The following is a 20,381-nucleotide window of genomic DNA, read 5'->3' as shown; positions in this document are numbered from 1 at the left end:
TTTCGTACATGTATGGGTATTTTCCTCGTGAGTAGGTTTCTATAGTTCTACAGGATATCGTCCTTCTTTATCCGACGATTTCGAAATGCCCGTTCCACTATCTGGCTTCAAATATCTTTAGCGGGAGAAGGCTGCGGAATCATAGGTGCCTTCGCTTCATCTTCCCACGTTGTGCCTTAGCCGTGCGCGCCCCATTTTGGGGCGCGGTATTGCCTGTGCAGTTCCATGCATAAAGTGATTGACGCCAATTGTTAACAATTTACAATAGGGGCGGTAAGACGCTTTTGCGGGACTGTATGCACAGTAAAGAAATTGGGTTCCACCATGTTGACCGAAGTACAAGAACAGGCTCCCCGTCAGATGGCCCCCGGCACTATCGCGGCAACCAAGGTCGAGTATTACCAGATTCCGCTAGCCGAAGTGCTTTCAGATGCTCGTCACGGTGATCACACGCATTTCGAGCTGCTGGTGTTCCGGATACGCTGCAGCGATGGCTTGGAAGGTGTGGGGTATACCTACACCGGCGGGCGCGGGGGGCGCGCTATTTATTCTCTGCTGAAGGATGATATTCAGCCCTTGCTGGAAGGCCGGGATTCCTCAGAGATTGCCGCCATCTGGGAAGATATCCAGTCACACCTGCATTATGTGGGGCGGGGCGGGCTTTTGAGCTTTGCAGTCTCTGCGGTGGATATCGCGTTATGGGATCTGCGCTGCAAGCGCCTCAATCTGCCGTTGTGGAAGGTGGCTGGCGGCGCTGGCAATACCACAAAGTGCTATGCCGGCGGTATTGATCTGAATTTCTCCGAGTCAAAGCTGCTTGACAACATCTCCGGCTATTTGTCCCGCGGCTTCAATGCGGTAAAGATCAAAGTGGGTAAGGAAGATTACCGCGAGGACGTGGCCCGGGTGGAGGCCGTGCGCCAATTGATCGGTGATGATGTCACTTTCATGGTGGATGCCAATTACTCAATGACGATTGAACAGGCAGTGCGCTTTGGCCGAGCGGTTGATCACTGTGCTATCACCTGGTTTGAAGAGCCCACCATTCCCGATGACTATACTGGCTACGGCCGTATCGCTGATGCCATTAACATTCCCCTGGCGATGGGTGAAAACCTGCACACTGTGCACGAGTTTACCTACGCCATTGCGCAGGCAAAACTCGGATTTCTTCAGCCGGATGCTTCTAATATCGGTGGTGTGACCGGCTGGTTGAAAGTGGCGGAGTTGGCTTATGCGTACAACCTTCCGGTGTGCAGTCACGGTATGCACGAACTGCACGTTTCCCTTATGGCGAGCCAGCCTCACGCGGGTTATCTGGAAGTTCACAGCTTCCCCATAGATGAATATACAACCCGCCCCATCGTGCTGGAAAACGGTCGCGCCCAGGCTTCCAATGAGCCAGGCACTGGCGTGACTTTCGATGAAACCCTGCTCAGACCGCATTTGGTCATGCACACTTGATAGGTGGAGATAATGCAAGCTCTAGCAGCTCAATACGTCGGTAACCGATCTTTTGAAATACTTGAGGGACGTGTTGATGCGCCCTCGGCGGGTGAGGTGCGCCTGAGAGTCGGCTATGTCGGTATCTGCGGTACCGATATGCACATCTACCATGGCCTTATGGATCACCGCGTGCAGCCGCCGCAAGTGGTGGGGCACGAGATGTCCGGTGTAGTGGATGCGGTGGGTGCAGATGTTACCGGTTTTAGCGTCGGCGATCGGGTAGTGGTTCGTCCGCTGGATTACTGTGGAGACTGTCCGGCGTGCCGGGAAGGATACAGTCACATCTGTCATAACCTGAAATTCATGGGGGTGGACTCTGAAGGCGCATTCCAGAGTTACTGGAACGTCAAAGCCAGAACGTTACACAAGCTGCCGGAGCATGTGTCCCTTAAACAGGGCGCTCTGATCGAGCCGCTGGCCGTGGCCTGTCACGATGTGTCGCGTGCCCGCTTAAAAGCCGGTGAGAAGGCAGTGATTCTTGGTGGTGGACCCATTGGTCAGCTGATTGCGCAGGTGGCGATCGGCATCGGCGCCGAAGTCATGATATCCGAGCCGAGTCCGGAACGCAGAAGCTTCGCCACAAGTAACGGCGTGTTAGCGGTGAATCCCGTCGAGCAGGATTTAAAGTCTGCGGTAGACGAATGGACCGGCGGCAAAGGTGCCGATGTGGTATTCGAAGTTTCCGGTGTTCAACCCGCTGTGGACGTTATGACTGAAATTGCCGCTGTGCGCGGCCGTATCTGCATGGTGGCCATTCATTCGAGCAAGCCGCAGGTAGATGTGTTTAAGTTTTTTTGGCGCGAGCTGGAGCTGGTGGGCGCCCGAGTCTATGAAGCGGAGGACTTCGAGCGGGCGATTGATATGGTGGCGGACGGTAAGATCGACCTGGAGCCTTTTATCAGCAAGGTGGCGCAGCTGGACCAAATCGATAGTGCCTTCTCCAGCATGGATGGAAACCCCTCCGGTATGAAGGCTTTGGTGTCCTGTGGCGCCGATGGCTAAGTGAGTCAGTCAAATAATATTTTAAGGGGTGAAATTTATGTTGGATCAATTCAGTCTTGAGGGAAAAAAAGCCTTGGTTACTGGGTGCAACCGAGGTATCGGTAAGGCGATGGCTGTTGCATTGGCGGAAGCTGGTGCCGACGTGATCGGTGTATCGGCCAACTTGAGCCTGACTGAGTCTGAGGTGGCGAGTGAGGTAGCGGCTACTGGAAAACATTTTTTTCCCTATCAGTGCGATTTTTCCGACCGCAATTCTCTCTATGCATTTATCGATAAAGTGAAAACGGAACATCCACGAATCGATATTCTCGTCAATAACGCCGGCACAATTTTGCGAGCCCCTGTCGTGGAGCACGGGGATGATTTGTGGGATAAGGTGATTGAGGTCAATCTCAATGCCCAGTTTATCCTGAGCCGTGAAATCGGTAAGGAGATGGTTGGCCGGGGATCTGGAAAAATTATTTTTACAGCCTCTCTGCTGACTTTCCAGGGAGGAATTACAGTTCCTGGATACGCCGCCAGTAAAGGTGCCATTGGGCAGATTACAATGGCGCTGTCCAACGAGTGGGCCAGCAAAGGGGTGAACGTCAACGCGATAGCACCAGGCTATATTGCTACCGATAATACGCAGGCGCTGAGAGAAGATAGTGAGCGCGCGGCCAGTATCCTAGCGCGGATACCCCAGGGGCGCTGGGGGGTTCCGGAAGATTTTAAAGGCCCTGTGGTTTTCCTTGCATCCGAGGCATCCAATTATATGAACGGTAGTATCCTTCTGGTGGATGGCGGTTGGATGGGGAGATAGTCTGATGGCGCTAAAAACCAATGTGAATTTTATCAACGGTGACTATGTTGCTTCCCACTCGGAAGGAATTATTGAAGTGCTTAACCCCAGTACCGGAGAAGTTCTGGGGGCTATTCCCAAAGGGTGCGTAGAGGATGCGGAGGTGGCGCTCAATGCCGCAAAGCAAGCGCAAAAAGCCTGGGCGAAACGGACAGCCCGGGATCGCGCGGCGCTGCTGCGTAAATTTGCCGCGGCTATTCGGGCGGAAACAGAAATTCTTGCCGAGCTGCTGGTAAAAGAGCAGGGCAAATTAATTGGTGTTGCTCGCGACGAAGTCAATGCAACCGCCACTTTTATCGAGTATGCCTGCGACAATGCGTTGACACTGGAAGGAGATATTTTGCCTTCAGATAACGAAGGCGAAAAAATTTATATCCACAAAGTGCCGCGTGGTGTGGTGGTGGCAATTACAGCTTGGAATTTCCCCTTGGCATTGGCTGGCCGCAAGATCGGTCCGGCGTTGATCACAGGCAATACCATTGTGGTGAAGCCCACCCAGGAAACGCCGCTTGCGACCATGGAGTTGGGGCGCATTGCCAACGAAGTGGGGATTCCCGCTGGTGTTTTGAATATCGTCAATGGCGAGGGATCCGTGGTTGGTCAGGCGCTTTGCGAAAGCCCGCTTACCGCCATGATTACAATGACCGGCAGTACTCGCGCAGGCCAGATTATCCATCAGGCCAGCGGCAAGCACATGATTCCGGTGATGCTGGAGCTTGGGGGTAAGGCGCCGTTTATCGTGATGGAGGACGCAGATCTGGACAAGGCAGTTGAGGCGGCGCTCTGGACTCGTTTTGCCAATTGCGGCCAGGTTTGTACTTGTGCTGAACGCCTGTACGTCCACGAAGACGTCTATGACGCTTTTATGGATAAGTTTGTGCCCAAAGTGAAAGCGCTGAAAGTCGGGAATCCGATGGATGCAAGCGTGCAGGTAGGCCCGAAGGTGAACGCCCGCGAAATTGAGCATATTCACGCGCTCGTGCAAAAGAGTATCGAGCAGGGGGCTGAGCTCGTCTGTGGTGGCAAGCGCGCATCGGTGGAAGGCTTTGAGGGGGGCAACTGGTACGAGCCTACGGTTCTGACCAATGTTCGGCAGGATAATATTTTGGTGCACGAAGAAACCTTTGGCCCGGTCCTGCCCGTGGTGAAAATTTCCAGCATTGATCAGGCGATTGAGTATACCAATGACAGCGAGTACGGCCTTTCTGCCTATCTGTTCAGTGCGAATCTGAAGTATATACACCGTGCTATTGCCGAAATGGAAGTTGGGGAGGTATATGTGAACCGGGGTATCGGGGAGCAGCACCAGGGATTCCACAACGGGTGGAAGAAAAGTGGTATTGGTGGTGAGGACGGACGTTACGGCCTGGAACAGTACGTGGATAAGAAAACGATTTATTTCAATGAACTCTGACTGATCGACTCTTTTCTTTCATCTCATCAGGATGAATTTTTGCGGGGATTATTCCCCGTTTTTTTTGCCTGCGAAAGTGCTTCTGAGGCGTCAACGCGCGTGTTTCAGCCGGTTTCGGGGCACACTATCTACTCGGCTCTCTTGGCCAAGAAGTATCGTTGTTTTCAGGGAGTGAAAGCATTGCAGGTGCCCTGTCTAGTCGCCGTCGTTTTTCTTCCAGGTACGGAGTGCCCCTAATGCTCTCGGCTAAGAGAATCAGGGGGTTCCCAAGTGGGCAGGGGGTAATGCGCCCAAATTGTGTGTCTTGCGATACAGGGCTGGGTCAGACGGATAGCCCGGCAATCGGCCGGGCTCTAGGCTGTCGTTATTAAGAGGCTTGTGCTATTTGATGTTGGCGCGCAGCGCCGTGGTGGCCACATTGATCTTGTTGGCCTTAAGTGCGTCGAGAATCGCACGGTGCTCGTCAACGCAATCTTTGGGGTCGGAAATGCGCTTGTAGTTCATGCGCATACGTAACACGATCGGATACCAAAGGTTGACCAGCTCATCACCGCCAGCGGCGCGGATCAGGTACATATGAAAATCGATATCTGCCTTGGTGACTTCGTGGAATTCCTGCGCGTCGAAGGCATCTTGCAGCCGCTCAAGAATGTCTTCCAGTTCGGCAAAATCCATTTCGGTCAATTTGCCTTTTAGGTTTCGTATTGCGTGTACCTCGATTCTGCGGCGGATGTCGATCATCAATTCCTGCATCGAGGGGTCCAGCACGCTGTTGACTGAGACTCCGCAATTGTTCTTCGCTACCAACAGGCCTTCCTTGGTAAGCTGCAACAATACGTCGCGCACCGGCCCCCGGGAAACGCCGAATCGGTTGGCGAGCTGTTGTTCATTCAGCTTGGTATTGGGAGCAAGTTTGCCCGAAATGATATCGGAGCGCAGTTGATCCGCGATCTGTTCGCGGACGGGAATAATCTTATTGGCCTCACGCATATTCGTATCTGCTGACCAGTTAATCTTGGGGTGGGAGTGTATCGCCACCGCGGTATTTCGTCGAAAGAGCCCTAGTGGGGTATGCCGGGATTTCTAGTCCCAGACCACTTTGTAACAAATTTACAAATTTTATCAAACTGCAGATAGCGCTGCAGGGAATAGGTATAATCCCACTCAAAATGTTAAATGTCTACAATTTGTGGGTGTTTGCAGAGTTTTCGTACAGGGGGGGCGCAGTCCCGGCCTGATCTAAGCGCAAAAATGAACAGCGGTAGTCGTTTGTCCGTGCAGGAGGGAATACCGGAGTGGGGAATAATCAATGAGTGAAATTCTGGTTTGTGACTGGGGAACCAGCAGTTTTCGCCTGATGCGGCTGAGCGCCGAGGGGGAGATTGTTGGGCAGATTGCCTCTCAAGCGGGAATAAAATCCCTGCAAAATAAAGAAATCGAGGCCTACTTGCTCGATCAATGCCATCAGTTGGATGAGTCTGGAGCACTGCCGGTCATTTTGTGCGGGATGGTGGGCTCCGGTATCGGCTGGTATGAGGTGCCCTATGTGGATTGCCCGGTATCGATCGCTTCCCTGGCAGGGGCAATTCAGTCCATGCCGTCCGGGGCCGTGAACGCCTATTGTGTGCCGGGGGTAAAAAAATTGACCGGCGCGGAGGCCGACGTTATGCGGGGGGAAGAAACCCAGGCAATCGGGTGGTTGAGCGGTGCCAGCGAGGCCGAATGGGCGCAGAGCCTGCTCTGTCTGCCGGGTACCCACAGCAAGTGGATGTCAGTGGTGGACGGAGCGATTCGGGATTTCAGTACAGCTTTCACCGGTGAACTCTATTCCTTATTAAAGGAGCACAGTGTGCTGGTGCAGGGAGAGCAAGAGGATAGTGCGGCGGCCTTTGACACAGGGCTCGAGGACAGCCGCTCGGGCACTGCTCTGATTCATCAATTGTTCAACAGCCGCAGCCGGGCGGTGTTGGGCGTTTTGGATTCTGCCCACAGTGCCAGCTACCTTTCCGGGCTGCTGCTGGGCTGTGAAGTGCGGGCTATGGCAGAGAAGCTGAGCGCGGGGGCGGAGGGCAAATCACTGGTTCATCTTATTTGCGGTGATCATTTGGCGAAGCCGTATTGCCGCGCCCTGGCGTTTTATGGCATGGATTGCCGCCACTACTCCGGCGATACCTATTCCGCCCGCGGACTGCTGGCTATCGCCAGAGCGAGTGGATTGGTATAGCGCGTTCTGATGGTGGCCCCCGGCAATCGCTAATGGATACATGCCCGGAGCGTGCAAACATGCGCCCGCAGCCGCGGCGGTGGTATCAGCCCGGGTAGAATTTCTCTTCCATGCCTCTGGTGTCGGTTGCGTAAATAAAGAGGTGGCCGGCCTGCGGTTGTCGGCGCAGGGCGTCGGCGTCTAGCCCGAATTTGGCGGTGTTTACAAACAGTAGATTGCGTTCCGGGCCGCCAAAGCCGACGCAGGTAGCCTGCTGAACCGGTAGGTGGATTTCTCCAGCCACGCTGCCGTCCGGGGCGTAGCGAACCACCTTGCCATTGCCCCACTGCGCATTCCAGACATGTCCCTCTATATCCACGGTGGAGCCATCCGCGTGCACACCCTCCTCGGTAGTGGCGAACAGGCGGCGGTTGCTTAGCTGGCCCGACTCCGGGGCAAAATCAAATGCGTATATCGCGTAGCGGGGAGAGTCCGCAAAATACATGGTACGGCTGTCTGGAGACCAGCCGAGCCCATTGCTGATACGGATGTCGTCCAGGTGCTCGGTGACATTGCCATCGCTATCCAGGCAATAGAGTTTCCCGCGCTGCGCCGGATCTTCTGCCCACAAATCCGGCGTATCGATCAGAGATCCGACCCAAAATCGCCCCTGGCGGTCCATGCGGCCGTCGTTCAAGCGTACTTTGAGGTTTTGCGGCAGCCGGAAGATCCATTCCAGAGCCTGTGTTTCTGGCTGAAAACGGGCGATGCCGCTTTGAAACGCACACAGCAGCCAGTCACTTTTTTCGATAAAGGCAAATGAGCAGAGGTTTTCCGCAGTAGGGAATACTTCCTTGCGGCCATTTTCAGGAAAATAGCGGATTAGTTGATTGTTTGGCATGTCTGTCCAGTAGATGGCCTGGTGCTCAGAATGCCACAGCGTGCTCTCCCCCAGTCCGCAGGCGGTGGGTAGGGTGTCGATCAGTTCGAACTGCATTTGCGCTCCCATTTTTGTTAATTGTTGACATTATGCCGGGTGGAAGGCGGGCGGGGAAGCGTATAGGGTTGATCATGCGCGGAGCGGCCTGTGGGATCGGTAGTAGCGTGTGGCGCCGGGCCTGGCGCCTCAAACGGCTGGTGTCGTTGGACAGGCATTTCCGATAATTTTGCCGGCGGCGGTACACCCAGTCCCTTTTGCGCGCTCGGCGTCACTTATTAGGTGCCGTCGAGCGTGTTATTGGCGGAACAATGAAAGAGAAAAGGCAGATGACGGAAAACATGGAGATTTTTGAGTTGGCTCAGGCCCTCGGCGAGGCATTGAAAAAACGGGGCTGGCGTGCCACCGCGGCTGAGTCTTGTACCGGTGGCGGCATAGCGGATGCCATGACTTCCGTGCCGGGAGCCTCCGAATGGTTTGAGGGCGCGCTGGTCAGTTACGCCAACCGAATCAAGCGTGACATGCTGTTTGTGTCGGAGGATGACCTGGAGACTTTCGGGGCGGTCAGTGAACCTGTGGTACGGCAGATGGCCAGCGGTGTGTTGGCGATGATGGATGCCAATGTCGCTACGGCTGTAAGCGGTATCGCCGGCCCGGAAGGGGGCACTGAAGAAAAACCGGTTGGCACTGTGTGGATTGCGTGGGCACACTCCGAGGGGCAGGAGCCGGTGACGATTGAGGCCAGGTGCTACCATTTCGACGGCGACCGCGCGGCGATTCGGCGGCAGTCAGTCATCGCGGCCTTGCGGGGTATGTTGGAGCTGGTGCGGGCACACCCTGAGTAACACCGGAGGTTGCCGCTGGTATCACCGTGGTGGCAAGCTCAGGTTTTTCGGTCGGGGTGACGCTGCCGTGGACCGCTCCCACAGGCGCGGTCCAAGTCCGCGGCCTCTTCGAATTACTGGTTGCTTATACAGTAATCCTTCGCTAAGCTTGCCCCCATTCGACAACGTTTCAACACACGGGAAGACTCATGGATTCCAACAAAAACAAGGCGCTGCAGGCGGCTCTGGCGCAGATCGAGCGCCAGTTCGGCAAGGGCACAGTGATGCGGATGGGCGACAAGGGGCGCGAACGCATCCCCGCGATTTCCACCGGCTCCTTGGGCCTGGATGTGGCACTGGGTATCGGCGGTTTACCCCGTGGCCGTATCGTCGAGATCTATGGACCCGAGTCCTCTGGTAAGACCACCCTGACCCTGCAGGTGATCGCCGAGGCTCAGCGCCAAGGGGGCACTTGTGCCTTCGTCGACGCCGAGCACGCGCTCGACCCCATATACGCGGAGAAGCTGGGGGTCAATGTGGACGAGCTGATCGTGTCCCAGCCGGACACCGGCGAGCAGGCCCTGGAAGTGGCCGACATGCTGGTGCGCTCCGGGGCGGTGGATGTGCTGGTGGTCGACTCTGTGGCGGCGCTGACGCCGCGTGCGGAGATCGAGGGTGAAATGGGAGACTCCCATGTAGGGCTGCAGGCGCGCCTGATGTCTCAGGCTCTGCGCAAGCTGACCGGCAACATCAAGAACACCAATACCCTGTGCATTTTCATCAACCAGATCCGCATGAAGATCGGCGTGATGTTCGGTTCACCGGAGACCACTACCGGCGGTAACGCGCTCAAATTCTATTCCTCCGTGCGTCTGGACATACGCCGTATCGGTTCGGTGAAAGAGGGCGACGAGGTAGTAGGTAACGAGACCCGTGTGAAGGTGGTTAAGAACAAGGTGGCGCCGCCATTTAAGCAGACCGAGTTCCAGATCATGTACGGCGAGGGCATCAACCTGCTGGGAGAGATCGTCGATTATGGCGTCAAGCTGGGGTTGGTCGACAAGGCCGGTGCTTGGTACAGCTATAAGGGAGAGAAAATCGGGCAGGGCAAGGCCAACGCGGTGAAATTCCTGAAAGAAAACCCGGATATCCGCGATGAGATCGAAGGGCAGCTGCGCGCTCAGATGCTGGGCGATTTGGCGCCGGCCTCTCCTGAAGAAGTGGTGGCGGACACTTCGGACGAGTAAATGCCCGCCACCACTGGAACCGAGGCGGCCAATTCGGCTCGAGCGCTCTTCGATGCGGCGCTCGAGCTGTTATCCCGTCGCGAACACTCCCGCCTTGAGATCAGGCAGAAACTCTCGGGCCGCTTTCCTGAGGCCGACTTCGATGCGCTATTCGAGCGCCTACACCAGCTTAATTATCAGTCCGATCGGCGTTTCGCCGAGGTGTTCACTCGCTCCAAGATACAACGCGGTTATGGGCCACTGCGTATCCGCCGCGAACTGCAGCAACGCGGTATCCACAGAGACCTGATCGGCGATGCCCTGGAGGGAGTCCAGGTAGACTGGTTTGCGCTGGCCGCTGAGCAATTGCAGCGTCGCTTCCACACCCCGGTCAGCCGTGCGCTGCCCCGAGAGCAGCAATGGAAAGAGCGCGCTCGGCGCCAGCGTTTTCTCGCTAACCGGGGTTTTTCCGCCGAGGCAATTCAATGGAGCCTGGATGCGGAAGGGATCGACCTGGGTGATTCAACGCGCTAATTGCCCGAGGTCACGGATGTGCCGTCCCGCAGGCGCTAATATTTCCGTGCAGCCCTGACCGCTTGCATATAGTTTCGGTGGTTGCAGGCTGCTCCCTTGGAGCGATAAACCCAAAATAATAAGAGCGAGGTGTCCCCATGATTCTTTCCATAGACCAGGGCACCACTGGCACCACTGCCTTTGTCTTCGATACTCGTGGCACTTTGATCGGCCGCAGCTACACGGAACTTCCCAACTACTATCCGCGGCCGGGATGGGTGGAACAGAAGGCCGATGCCATTTGGTGGGTCACCCGGCGAGTCTGCGCCGCCGCATTGGAGCGCGCGGGTATCAGCGCCTCCGATCTGATGGCCGTGGGCATCACTAACCAGCGGGAAACCACTTTGCTATGGGACCGCCAGAGCGGGGAGCCGGTCAGCCCGGCCATCGTCTGGCAGTGCCGCCGCTCGGCGGATATTTGCGACACGCTCAACGTCGCAGGCAAGGCCGAGTTGCTACGGGAAAAAACGGGCTTGGTTCTGGATGCCTACTTCTCTGCCAGCAAGCTGCTTTGGCTGTTCCGCGCCCAACCGGAGTTGCTGGCGAGAGCCCGGTGCGGAGAGCTTTGCTTCGGTACCGTAGACAGTTGGCTAATCTGGAAGATGACCGGTAACCGCGACCATTTCACTGACCACAGTAACGCCAGCCGCACGCTGCTGTATAACCTGGACAACAAATGCTGGGACCCGGAGTTGCTGGACCTGTTTGGTATCCCGGAATCTCTGTTGCCGGAAATCCGGCCATCCGCGGGGCATTTTGCGGATACAGATCCCGAGGCATTTCTGGGTGCATCAGTACCAATCTGTGGTGTGGCGGGTGACCAACAGGCGTCACTATTTGGGCAGGGCTGCACCAATCCCGGGGATGTCAAAAATACCTACGGCACAGGCTGCTTTATGCTCGCCTATGCCGGTCCTGAGCGCCCACGGCAACCGGAGGGCTTGTTGGCGACGATTGCCTGCGACCCAGCCGGGCAGCCCGCCTATGCGGTAGAGGGGGCGGTGTTTACCGCGGGTTCCGCGGTGCAATGGCTGAGGGACGAAATGGGCCTGATACAAGAGGCCGCGGAGACAGAAATGATCGCCCAGAGCGTGCCGGATACCCGCGGAGTCTATCTGGTGCCGGCCTTCAGCGGTCTTGGGGCGCCACATTGGCGCGCTTCGGCCCGGGGGACCATTTGTGGACTCACACGGGGCTCAGGTCGGGCTGAATTGGTGCGCGCAACCCTGGAGTCCATTGCCTACCAGAGCGACGAACTGGCGCGGTTGATGGGCGAGGCGCTGGGGCTCCCAATCCGGCATATGCGTGTCGATGGCGGTGCCAGTGCCAACAATTTTCTGATGCAATTTCAGGCAGATATTTCCGCACTGCGAGTGGAAAGACCGAAGCAGATTGAATCCACTGCTGTGGGCGCCGCCTTACTGGCGGGAATTGGCGCCGGAATTTGGTCTGCTGACAAACTGCCGCCACGTCTGCTGGATATAGAGCGGGATTTCCTGCCGGCGATGGCGGAGGAAGAACGCAACCGATTGCTCGCCGGTTGGCGGCGGGCTGTTGCGGCCTGCTGCGCATTTTGAGTGGGCCGCCTATCCTCAGGGAAGGAGGTGACAATCATGTCTGTACACGACGAGTTACAGAAGACTATTGCCGATATGGTGGACGGGAGCCGGGGTATTCTGGCGGCCGATGAGAGCAGCGGCACTATCGCAAAACGGTTTGCTGCCATCGGTGTTGAATCTACGGAGGAAAATCGACGCTTCTATCGCGCCTCGCTGCTGTCCGCTGAGGGACTGGGCGACTATATCAGTGGCGTTATTCTATTTGAGGAAACGCTCGGCCAGGTGGATGATCGGGGCGTCCCATTACCGGATGTGGCAGCGGCGCAAAACATTGTTCCCGGCATCAAGGTAGACAAAGGGAAGGGGGCATTGCCGGGTGCCCCTGGCGATCTGATCACATATGGTCTTGACGGCCTCGCGGAGCGTCTGGCCGGTTACAAAGAACAGGGTGCCCGCTTCGCCAAGTGGCGGGAGGTCTATCCCATAAGCCCGGGTAATCCCACTCGGTTGGGGCTCACTGCCAATGCGGAAATGCTGGCGCGCTACGCCGCTGTGTGCCAGTCTGTCGGCGTGGTGCCGATCGTGGAGCCGGAAGTGCTGATGGATGGCAATCATGATATTGAGCGCGATGCCGAAGTGAACGAATGGGTGTGGCACGAGGTCTTCCACGCCCTGTACCGCCACGGAGTTGTGTTGGAGCTGATGATTTTGAAGCCAAGTATGGTGACGCCTGGCAAAGAATCCACCAGGGCGGTACCGGAGCAGGTGGCCGAATACACCATGCGCAGCCTGCGCCGGGCGGTACCCGCAGCGGTGCCGAGTATTAATTTTCTCTCCGGTGGCCAGGGCCCGGAGGAGGCCACTGCCAACCTGAACGCACTCAATCAGCTGTGGCAGGCGCCCTGGCAGCTCAGCTTTTCCTATGGCCGCGCGCTACAAGAGCCGGCGCTCAAAGCCTGGGCGGGCAGATCCGAAAACGGTCCCGCATTGCAGCGGGCGCTGTTGAAACGGGCTCGCCTCAATCATCTGGCAATGCGAGGGGAGTACCGGGAAAGCCTGGAACTGGAATGATATGACAATTACAAGAAAACAGAGCGAGGAGAGAAATGGAGTTTGTCACCCGTGGAAACCGCCTCCACTACCGGTGCTGGTGGGTTGAGGGGGCACTGGGTGTCGTAGTCATTGCCCACGGCCTCGGCGAGCACGGAGGCCGCTACCGGCAGTTGGCACAGTTTTTAAACAGTGCTGGGTTCAGCGTGTACGCGCTGGATCACTACGGGCACGGCCTGTCCGAAGGCAGAAGGGGACATATCGAGGACTTTGCATTCTACAGCGAGGATCTGCACCACTTTATCCGCCTGGTCAAAAAGGACAATAGCGGGCGCACCCTGCATTTACTGGGGCATAGCATGGGTGGTGTAATTGCCTGTGGTACTGCTATCCGCTTCGGTGGTATTGATAGTCTGATACTATCGGCGCCGGGTATTCGCGGGTGCGAAGAGCCGGCAGGGGTTGAACTGTGGCTGGTGCGGCGGCTGGTCAGTTTGCTTCCCCGCCTGGCCCTGCCCAATCGGGTGGACCCACGCTGGTTGAGTCACGACGAATCTGTGGTTGAGTCCTACAATACGGACGACCTGGTATACGGGCGGATCTCGCTGCAGTGGTTCGATGCTTTTCTGCGGGAACGGGAATACCTCTATCCACGTCTCGCGCAAATTACCGAACCCTGTTTGATGCTGCTCCCGGACTCAGACCGCATAGTGGATAGTGCCACCAGTCGTGATTGGTTCGCCCATTTGGGGAGCAAATCCAAGGTGCTGGAACTTTTCCCGAACGCATATCACGAGGTGTTCAATGAGCCAGAAGATGGGCCTCGTGCGCGAGAACTTCTGCTGGAACACTTGAAGGCGGTGGCGCCGATGGCCGCTTCGGCGGTTGCCGGCTGACAGCGCGGCTGTGGAACTCCCGTCGAGTCCGTGCTGTTGAGGGTTTAGGCGGCTTAAAGGGGGAAGCGGTTTTCAAAATGCGCGCATACCTCCTTCACGCCTCCGTAGTTCCGACGTATGCCTCCCTGTAAGCGCCGTCAGCTCCACGAGCGGCGTCTCCAATTCTTGGGGTTGCGCTAAAACCGGGAGCCCCGCCGTTACACAGTGAAAAACCCCACTAACCGTTGTACTATACGCGGTCATTTTTGCCCCCCTGAGCGCGGGGCCTCGGGAAATCTGTAGGGTGGAACATGGATAAAAAGTTGTTGAGTCTGCTGGTGTGCCCGGTGAGTAAGGCGCCACTTGAGTATCGCGAGGAGGCTCAAGAGCTGGTGTGCAAAGCCAGCGGTCTGGCTTATCCGGTACGCGACGGTATCCCGGTCATGCTGGAGTCCGAGGCGCGTCAGCTGACCGCCGAGGAAAAACTGGAAAAGTAGAGCATGGCCGAACCGAGTGTATTCAGCAAGATTATCGCCGGAGAACTCAGTGCCGAGCGAATCTACGAGGACGAGCAATGCATCGTAATCCCGGATCGTTCTCCACAGGCGCCGACCCATCTGCTGATTATCCCGCGCAAACCTTTGATCAACCTCTCCGATGCGGAAACCGAGGATAAACCGTTGCTCGGCCACTTAATGTGGGTGGCGGCGGAAGTGGGCAGGAAGCTGGGTTTGGACGGTTTCCGCCTGGTGGTCAACAATGGCCACTCAGCCGGGCAGACAGTCTTTCACCTCCATATCCACCTGTTGGCTCAGAAGAAATTATCGGAGCAGGGACTGGCCGTCTCTTGATTGGGCGGCTTGGTAACGGGTGACTTCCGGAATGACTGGCCGGGGAGCAAATAGGCCCCGCCAGCGGCACGGAGAGTTACGGGAAGCATTTTGCCCGCACAACTGGCATTATTAACCAATTAAATTTAACTAGTGAAGTGGAATTACGCCGGATGAAAAGCGCACAGATTCGCGACGCCTTTCTGAAGTACTTTGCCGAGCAGGGCCACACGGTGGTGCCCTCCAGCTCCCTGGTGCCGGGCAATGATCCGACCCTGCTGTTTACCAACGCCGGTATGGTGCAGTTCAAGGACACCTTCCTCGGGCAGGAGCAGCGCCCGTATAGCCGCGCAGTCAGCGCTCAGCGCTGCGTGCGCGCCGGCGGCAAGCACAACGATCTGGAAAACGTCGGCTATACGGCCCGCCATCACACCTTTTTTGAAATGTTGGGCAATTTCAGCTTTGGCGACTACTTCAAGCGCGAAGCGATCCAATTCGCCTGGGAATTCCTCACTAAAGTATTGAAGTTGCCCGAAGAGCGCCTCTGGGTAACCGTCCATATCAGCGATGACGAAGCGGCGGACATCTGGCTGAAGGAGGTCGGTGTCAGTGCCGAGCGCTTCTCTCGCCTGGATGAGGACAACTTCTGGCAAATGGGGGACACGGGGCCCTGTGGCCCCTGTTCTGAAATCTTTTATGATCACGGCCCCGAGGTGCCCGGAGGTCCGCCCGGCTCCGACAACGACGACCTGGATCGCTATATTGAGATCTGGAATTTGGTGTTCATGCAGTATGAGCGCACAGCCGACGGAGAGCTGCATCCGCTGCCCAAGCCCTCAGTGGATACCGGCATGGGGCTGGAACGCATTGCTGCGGTGATGCAGGGTGTGCATTCCAACTACGAGATAGACCTTTTCCAGGCTTTGCTCAAAGCCGCTGGTGACATTGTCGGCTGCAGCGATATGGAGGAAAAATCCCTGCGTGTTATCGCTGACCATATCCGCTCCTGCTCCTTCCTGATTGCCGACGGTGTCATGCCCTCTAACGAGGGACGGGGGTTTGTGCTGCGCCGCATTATCCGCCGCGCTGTTCGCCACGGCCATAAGCTGGGCCACAAGGAAATTTTCTTCTACAGACTGGTCGAAGCCCTGGTAGAGCAAATGGGCGATGCCTATCCGGAGCTGCGCGAGCGGCGCGAGACTATTGAGTCTGCATTGCGCAAGGAGGAAGAGCAGTTTGCCAGAACCCTCGACAAGGGAATGGCGCTGCTTGAAGAGGCCCTCGAATCCCTGCAGGGAGATGAAATTCCCGGTGAGCTGGTATTCACACTGCACGATACCTACGGCTTCCCTACGGATCTGACCCAGGATATTGCCCGTGAGCGAGGCCTGACTCTGGACATGGCCGGCTACGAGGCGGCGATGGAAGCACAGCGGGAGCGCGCGCGGGCCGCGGGCAAATTCAAACAGGATTACAGCGGCGCTCTGGAACTGGAGGGTGCTACCGAATTTTTGGGTTACGAAACCACGCGGGCGGAGGGCAAAGTCATTGCCCTCGTCAAAGGTGGTGAGCAGGTGGAGCGGCTTGAAGAGGGAGACGAGGGCACAGTTGTGCTGGACCGCACCCCGTTCTATGCGGAATCCGGTGGCCAGGTTGGCGACTGCGGTTATCTGAATAACGGGAGCAGCCGTTTCGAAGTGCGTGACTGCGCCAAGCAGGGGGCACATCACTTGCATGAGGGGCGGGTGTTGGCCGGTGCCATCGCCGTGGGCGACAGTGTCAGTGCGGAAGTATCCGCCGATGTTCGTCAGGCGACGGCCTTGAATCATTCCGCAACCCACCTGTTGCACGCCGCGCTGCGCAAAGTGCTCGGTGAACATGTTACCCAGAAGGGGTCGCTGGTGGATTCCGAGCGGCTGCGTTTCGATTTCTCCCACCCAGAGGCGGTTACAGCCAAACAGCTGCACGCCATCGAATCGTTGGTGAATAAGCAAATACGCGCCAACACCGCGGTGCACGTTGAGGAAACCGATTTGGAAAGCGCCAAACGCAAGGGAGCAATGGCGTTGTTCGGCGAAAAATACGGTGACAAGGTGCGGGTGTTGTCGATGGGGGCAATCGATGACGGTAGCGCTTTCTCCGTGGAACTTTGTGGCGGCACTCACGTTCGGCGTACCGGCGACATCGGCCTACTGCGCATTGTCAGCGAGAGCGGTATTGCCTCCGGACAGCGGCGCATAGAAGCGGTTACCGGCGCCCATGCACTCGCACTCTTCGATGAGACCCAGCAGCGTCTGGAGCATGTCGCTGCGCTGTTGAAAACACGTCCCGACAAGCTGGCGGATAAGGTTGAGCAGCTGCTGGCTAACAATCGCAAATTGGAAAAGGAAGTCGCCCAACTGAAGACCAAGTTGATTAGTGGCTCAGGCGGGGACCTCTCCAGTCAGGCAGTGGAGGTGGCCGGGATCAAGTTGCTGGCGGCTTCTGTGGATGGCGCCGACCCTAAATCGCTGCGCGATCTGGCGGATCAGATGAAAAGCAAACTGGGGTCAGCCGTGGTGCTACTGGCGGCGCCTGCCGAGGAAAAAGTGGCCCTGGTGGCGGCTGTTACCAAGGATCTGACCGCGCGGATCTCCGCCGGTGATCTGATGCGCTTTGCTGCGGCCAAATTGGGGGGCAAGGGCGGTGGCCGCCCAGATATGGCTCAGGGTGGCGGTACCGATGTGGCGGCGTTGCCGGCGGTGTTGAAAGAAGTGCCGGGCTGGGTCGAGGGCCAGCTCAACTAGTTAATTTCGGCCAAATTGCGTTTGGTGCCCGTGTGCCAAGTTGATTTCACTGAAGTTTGGTGATTTAGTGCGCGCCTTGCGCGAATTGGTGCTGCGAGCGCATTAATAGGCAGTAGTAAGGAAACACTACATCTTATGAGTTTGTTCGTGCAGAAATACGGCGGCACCTCGGTGGGTTCTATCGAACGCATTGAGGCCGTGGCTGACAAAGTGGCGGCGTTTCGCGCCCAGGGACACGAAATGGTGGTGGTGCTCTCAGCCATGAGCGGGGAGACCAACCGTCTGATTGGCCTTGCTCATCAGATCCAGGAAAACCCGGATCCCCGCGAGATGGATGTACTGGTGTCCACTGGCGAGCAAGTCACCATCGCTTTGCTCAGCATGGCGCTGAAGAAGCGTGGCTATGACGCCTGTTCCTATACCGGTGGCCAGGTCAAGATACTGACCGATAACGCACACACCAAAGCGCGTATCCAGCGCATTGACGTCGAGCGTATGCGACGCGACTTGGATGCGGGCAAGGTGGTTGTGGTCGCCGGGTTTCAAGGAGTGGATGAAGAGGGAAATATCACCACGCTTGGCCGGGGCGGTTCAGATACCACCGGCGTGGCTCTTGCCGCTGCCCTGAATGCAACCGAGTGCCAGATCTATACCGACGTGGACGGCGTTTACACCACTGACCCGCGGGTAGTGGACAGCGCTCGCCGTCTTAAGCGCATCACCTTCGAAGAGATGCTGGAAATGGCCAGCCTCGGCTCCAAGGTGTTGCAGATACGTGCGGTAGAGTTTGCTGGTAAATACAAGGTGCCGCTGCGCGTGCTCTCAACTTTTGAAGAAGGCGAGGGCACACTGATCAGTCTGGATGAGGAAGACAACGAGATGGAACAGCCTATTGTTTCCGGCATAGCTTTCAACCGCGATGAGGCCAAACTGACCATTCGCGGTGTGCCGGATACGCCCGGCGTGGCTTGCCGGATACTCGCGCCGATCGGCGCCGAAAACATAGAAGTGGATGTGATCGTACAGAATATCAGTGCTGTCGATGGCACCACTGACTTCACCTTCACGGTGCACCGCAATGACCTGGCCAAGGCACGCAGAGTACTGGAGAGGGTGGCAGAGGAATTAGGTGCCAGGGAGGTGATTACCGACGACAAGATCGCAAAGGTCTCCATCGTCGGTGTAGGGATGCGATCTCATGCCAACGTGGCAAGTCGCATGTTCAGCGCTCTGGGCGAGGACAATATCAATATCCAGATGATTACCACCTCGGAGATCAAGATCTCGGTGATCATTGACGAGCGCTACCTGGAGCTGGCAGTACGCGCGCTGCACAGTGAATTTGAGCTTTCGAAGCCCCGGGAAGCCAGCTAAAGCTCCTGTCAGGATAGGCCTGTCGCGGGCGCCCTGTGCAGGCCATCGGTAAAGTGCAGGAGATTGCTCCACCCAGATATGGGGCCTGCCGCGCAAGTAATATGAGTCTATGGGCTGAGAAGGCTTGCCGTGGCCCTATCCCCTGGAGGGAATAGTTGGCAAGAAGCTATAACCAGAGTTTTGGCGGTTGCGAACCATCTATAGCGATTCGGTCATTGGCGCGGAGTCCGACCTGTTGAGATTTTGATCGACTAGGCAATACTGAATAGTGTGATGGGCAGTATTCGACCTTTTGCGCCGCCGTCCGGTTATTATGATGACTATAAGCGTAGCTTCAGGAGTATCCCGCTGCGCTATATCACAGGATGATCAAGGAGAAGTAGGTAATGTTGATTTTAACCCGCCGGATTGGCGAAACGCTGATGGTAGGTGACAATGTGACGGTTACCGTGCTCGGAGTAAAGGGCAATCAGGTGCGTATTGGCGTCAATGCCCCCAAAGAAGTCGCTGTACACCGGGAAGAGATTTACCAGCGTATCCAGCGCGAGAAGCAATCCACAGAGGAGGGTGGCGGCGGCAACGAGTAAGCTGCGCTACCCCGAAGAGGCCGGTGCTGCCGGCCTTTTTTGTTGTTGATTCTACAATCCGGCTCCGCGAAGTGAACAATCGCTGTACAATTGGAGTGATGTGGAGTCTGAAGTGCTAAAAAGTTATTGATTCCCCATTGATTTTTGCCTCGCTGTTGGTATGATGCCGCCCACTTTCAGCGGTTACCGAGCAGTAGCGGATCAGCGTTGAAAGTAGTCTCCTCTTTAAAAGGGGGAGGATACAAGGTGAGATGGCCGAGTGGCTGAAGGCGCGCCCCTGCTAAGGGCGTATGGGTTAACGCTCATCGAGGGTTCGAATCCCTCTCTCACCGCCATATAGAAAGGGTCCTGCAAGGCAGGGCCCTTAAAAAACACCCTCTTTTGAGAGGGTGTTTTTTTTGACTCCGTGTACGGCTGAGTTGGTGTGGCCGGTGGGAAGCGCACTGGTAACCCTTTTCTTAGCGCTGAAAAAAAGCACATAAAAATGTGCTTGCGGAGAAAAAATTGGCCGCTATAATGCGCGCCACCTCAAGCGAAACCCTTGCTGGATTCGCGGCTTCAAAAAAATTTTTTGAAGCAAAAAGCTCTGAAAAAAAGAGCTTGCCAAGGTCGGAGAGGTCGCTATAATGCGTGCCACTTCGAACGGGGCCGGAAGGGGCTTCGGGAGGTTTTAAGAGCGGCGTTGGCCGCGAATTGAAACCTCAAAAAAGTCTGCAAAAAAGCACTTGCTTAAGCAGATCGGATGTGTAGAATACGCGTCCCACGGTTAAGGCCAAGCGCCTAACCGAGTTGTT

At 56.6% G+C, this 20,381-nt stretch carries 18 protein-coding genes and 1 tRNA gene; 17 read left to right on the top strand and 2 right to left on the bottom strand.

The window, feature by feature from the left end; translation table 11 throughout:
• Nucleotides 1-324: 324 nt before the first annotated feature.
• Genes A3224_RS10075 through aldA form a run of 4 tightly spaced genes read left to right on the top strand, consistent with a single transcriptional unit; the run spans nucleotide 325 to nucleotide 4,763 of the window.
• Nucleotides 325-1,464 (top strand): mandelate racemase/muconate lactonizing enzyme family protein, encoded by a 1,140-nt coding sequence (locus A3224_RS10075; RefSeq protein ID WP_067154019.1) that lies wholly within the window; start codon nucleotides 325-327, stop codon nucleotides 1,462-1,464.
• Between the two features lie 12 nt (nucleotides 1,465-1,476).
• On the top strand, nucleotides 1,477-2,508 hold the full coding sequence (locus A3224_RS10070) for a zinc-dependent alcohol dehydrogenase (RefSeq protein ID WP_067154016.1): 1,032 nt from the start codon (nucleotides 1,477-1,479) through the stop codon (nucleotides 2,506-2,508).
• Between the two features lie 37 nt (nucleotides 2,509-2,545).
• A complete protein-coding gene (locus A3224_RS10065; RefSeq protein ID WP_067154013.1) occupies nucleotides 2,546-3,310 on the top strand; it encodes an SDR family NAD(P)-dependent oxidoreductase in 765 nt (254 codons plus the stop codon).
• On the top strand, nucleotides 3,288-4,763 hold the full coding sequence (gene aldA / locus A3224_RS10060; protein ID WP_331709187.1) for an aldehyde dehydrogenase: 1,476 nt from the start codon (nucleotides 3,288-3,290) through the stop codon (nucleotides 4,761-4,763). Before A3224_RS10065 ends, aldA begins: the two co-directional genes overlap by 23 nt.
• A gap of 381 nt (nucleotides 4,764-5,144) precedes the next feature.
• Here the strand turns inward: aldA and A3224_RS10055 are convergent, their stop codons facing one another.
• Nucleotides 5,145-5,753 carry a GntR family transcriptional regulator gene (locus A3224_RS10055; RefSeq protein WP_067154010.1) on the bottom strand — a complete coding sequence of 203 codons (609 nt, stop codon included), beginning with the start codon at nucleotides 5,751-5,753 and terminating at the stop codon, nucleotides 5,145-5,147.
• Nucleotides 5,754-6,072: 319 nt separating this feature from the next.
• Between A3224_RS10055 and A3224_RS10050 the strand changes: the two genes are divergently transcribed.
• Nucleotides 6,073-6,987, top strand: a complete 915-nt coding sequence (locus A3224_RS10050; protein ID WP_067154008.1) for a 2-dehydro-3-deoxygalactonokinase — start codon at nucleotides 6,073-6,075, stop codon at nucleotides 6,985-6,987.
• Nucleotides 6,988-7,072: 85 nt separating this feature from the next.
• On the opposite strand, the gene A3224_RS10045 is transcribed toward A3224_RS10050, so the two are convergent.
• Nucleotides 7,073-7,963 (bottom strand): SMP-30/gluconolactonase/LRE family protein, encoded by an 891-nt coding sequence (locus A3224_RS10045; protein ID WP_197462969.1) that lies wholly within the window; start codon nucleotides 7,961-7,963, stop codon nucleotides 7,073-7,075.
• 269 nt (nucleotides 7,964-8,232) lie between these two features.
• Here A3224_RS10045 and A3224_RS10040 point away from each other — a divergent pair, with 269 nt between their 5' ends.
• The 12 genes from A3224_RS10040 (at nucleotide 8,233) to A3224_RS09985 (ending at nucleotide 19,922) form a co-directional block, all read left to right on the top strand.
• Nucleotides 8,233-8,748 (top strand): CinA family protein, encoded by a 516-nt coding sequence (locus A3224_RS10040; protein ID WP_067157802.1) that lies wholly within the window; start codon nucleotides 8,233-8,235, stop codon nucleotides 8,746-8,748.
• A gap of 188 nt (nucleotides 8,749-8,936) precedes the next feature.
• Nucleotides 8,937-9,974 (top strand): recombinase RecA, encoded by a 1,038-nt coding sequence (gene recA / locus A3224_RS10035; protein ID WP_067154002.1) that lies wholly within the window; start codon nucleotides 8,937-8,939, stop codon nucleotides 9,972-9,974.
• The gene (locus A3224_RS10030) at nucleotides 9,975-10,487 is read left to right on the top strand and encodes a regulatory protein RecX (protein ID WP_067153999.1); all 513 of its coding nucleotides are present in this window, start codon (nucleotides 9,975-9,977) and stop codon (nucleotides 10,485-10,487) included.
• A gap of 137 nt (nucleotides 10,488-10,624) precedes the next feature.
• Complete coding sequence (glpK, locus tag A3224_RS10025) at nucleotides 10,625-12,103, top strand: glycerol kinase GlpK (RefSeq protein ID WP_067153996.1); 1,479 nt, start codon at nucleotides 10,625-10,627, stop codon at nucleotides 12,101-12,103.
• Nucleotides 12,104-12,139: 36 nt separating this feature from the next.
• Nucleotides 12,140-13,156, top strand: coding sequence for a class I fructose-bisphosphate aldolase (locus A3224_RS10020; RefSeq protein WP_067153993.1), 1,017 nt, complete (start codon nucleotides 12,140-12,142; stop codon nucleotides 13,154-13,156).
• 35 nt (nucleotides 13,157-13,191) lie between these two features.
• Nucleotides 13,192-14,031, top strand: a complete 840-nt coding sequence (locus tag A3224_RS10015) for an alpha/beta hydrolase (RefSeq protein ID WP_067153990.1) — start codon at nucleotides 13,192-13,194, stop codon at nucleotides 14,029-14,031.
• 290 nt (nucleotides 14,032-14,321) lie between these two features.
• Nucleotides 14,322-14,507, top strand: a complete 186-nt coding sequence (locus tag A3224_RS10010) for a Trm112 family protein (RefSeq protein ID WP_067153987.1) — start codon at nucleotides 14,322-14,324, stop codon at nucleotides 14,505-14,507.
• Nucleotides 14,508-14,510: 3 nt separating this feature from the next.
• Nucleotides 14,511-14,861 (top strand): histidine triad nucleotide-binding protein, encoded by a 351-nt coding sequence (locus tag A3224_RS10005; protein ID WP_067153984.1) that lies wholly within the window; start codon nucleotides 14,511-14,513, stop codon nucleotides 14,859-14,861.
• A 152-nt stretch (nucleotides 14,862-15,013) separates the two neighbouring features.
• Nucleotides 15,014-17,626: an alanine--tRNA ligase gene (alaS, locus tag A3224_RS10000; RefSeq protein WP_067153979.1), complete on the top strand. Its 2,613-nt coding sequence runs from the start codon at nucleotides 15,014-15,016 to the stop codon at nucleotides 17,624-17,626.
• Between the two features lie 135 nt (nucleotides 17,627-17,761).
• The gene (locus A3224_RS09995; protein WP_067153978.1) at nucleotides 17,762-19,000 is read left to right on the top strand and encodes an aspartate kinase; all 1,239 of its coding nucleotides are present in this window, start codon (nucleotides 17,762-17,764) and stop codon (nucleotides 18,998-19,000) included.
• A gap of 386 nt (nucleotides 19,001-19,386) precedes the next feature.
• Nucleotides 19,387-19,587, top strand: coding sequence for a carbon storage regulator CsrA (gene csrA / locus A3224_RS09990; RefSeq protein ID WP_067153976.1), 201 nt, complete (start codon nucleotides 19,387-19,389; stop codon nucleotides 19,585-19,587).
• A 245-nt stretch (nucleotides 19,588-19,832) separates the two neighbouring features.
• Nucleotides 19,833-19,922: transfer RNA gene (locus A3224_RS09985), tRNA-Ser, on the top strand.
• Nucleotides 19,923-20,381 lie beyond the last annotated feature (459 nt).

Source organism: Microbulbifer thermotolerans (assembly GCF_001617625.1).
GTDB classification, from domain to species: Bacteria; Pseudomonadota; Gammaproteobacteria; order Pseudomonadales; family Cellvibrionaceae; genus Microbulbifer; species Microbulbifer thermotolerans.
Note: the sequence above shows the minus strand (reverse complement) of the source record. Positions and strands in the feature narration are given on the sequence as shown.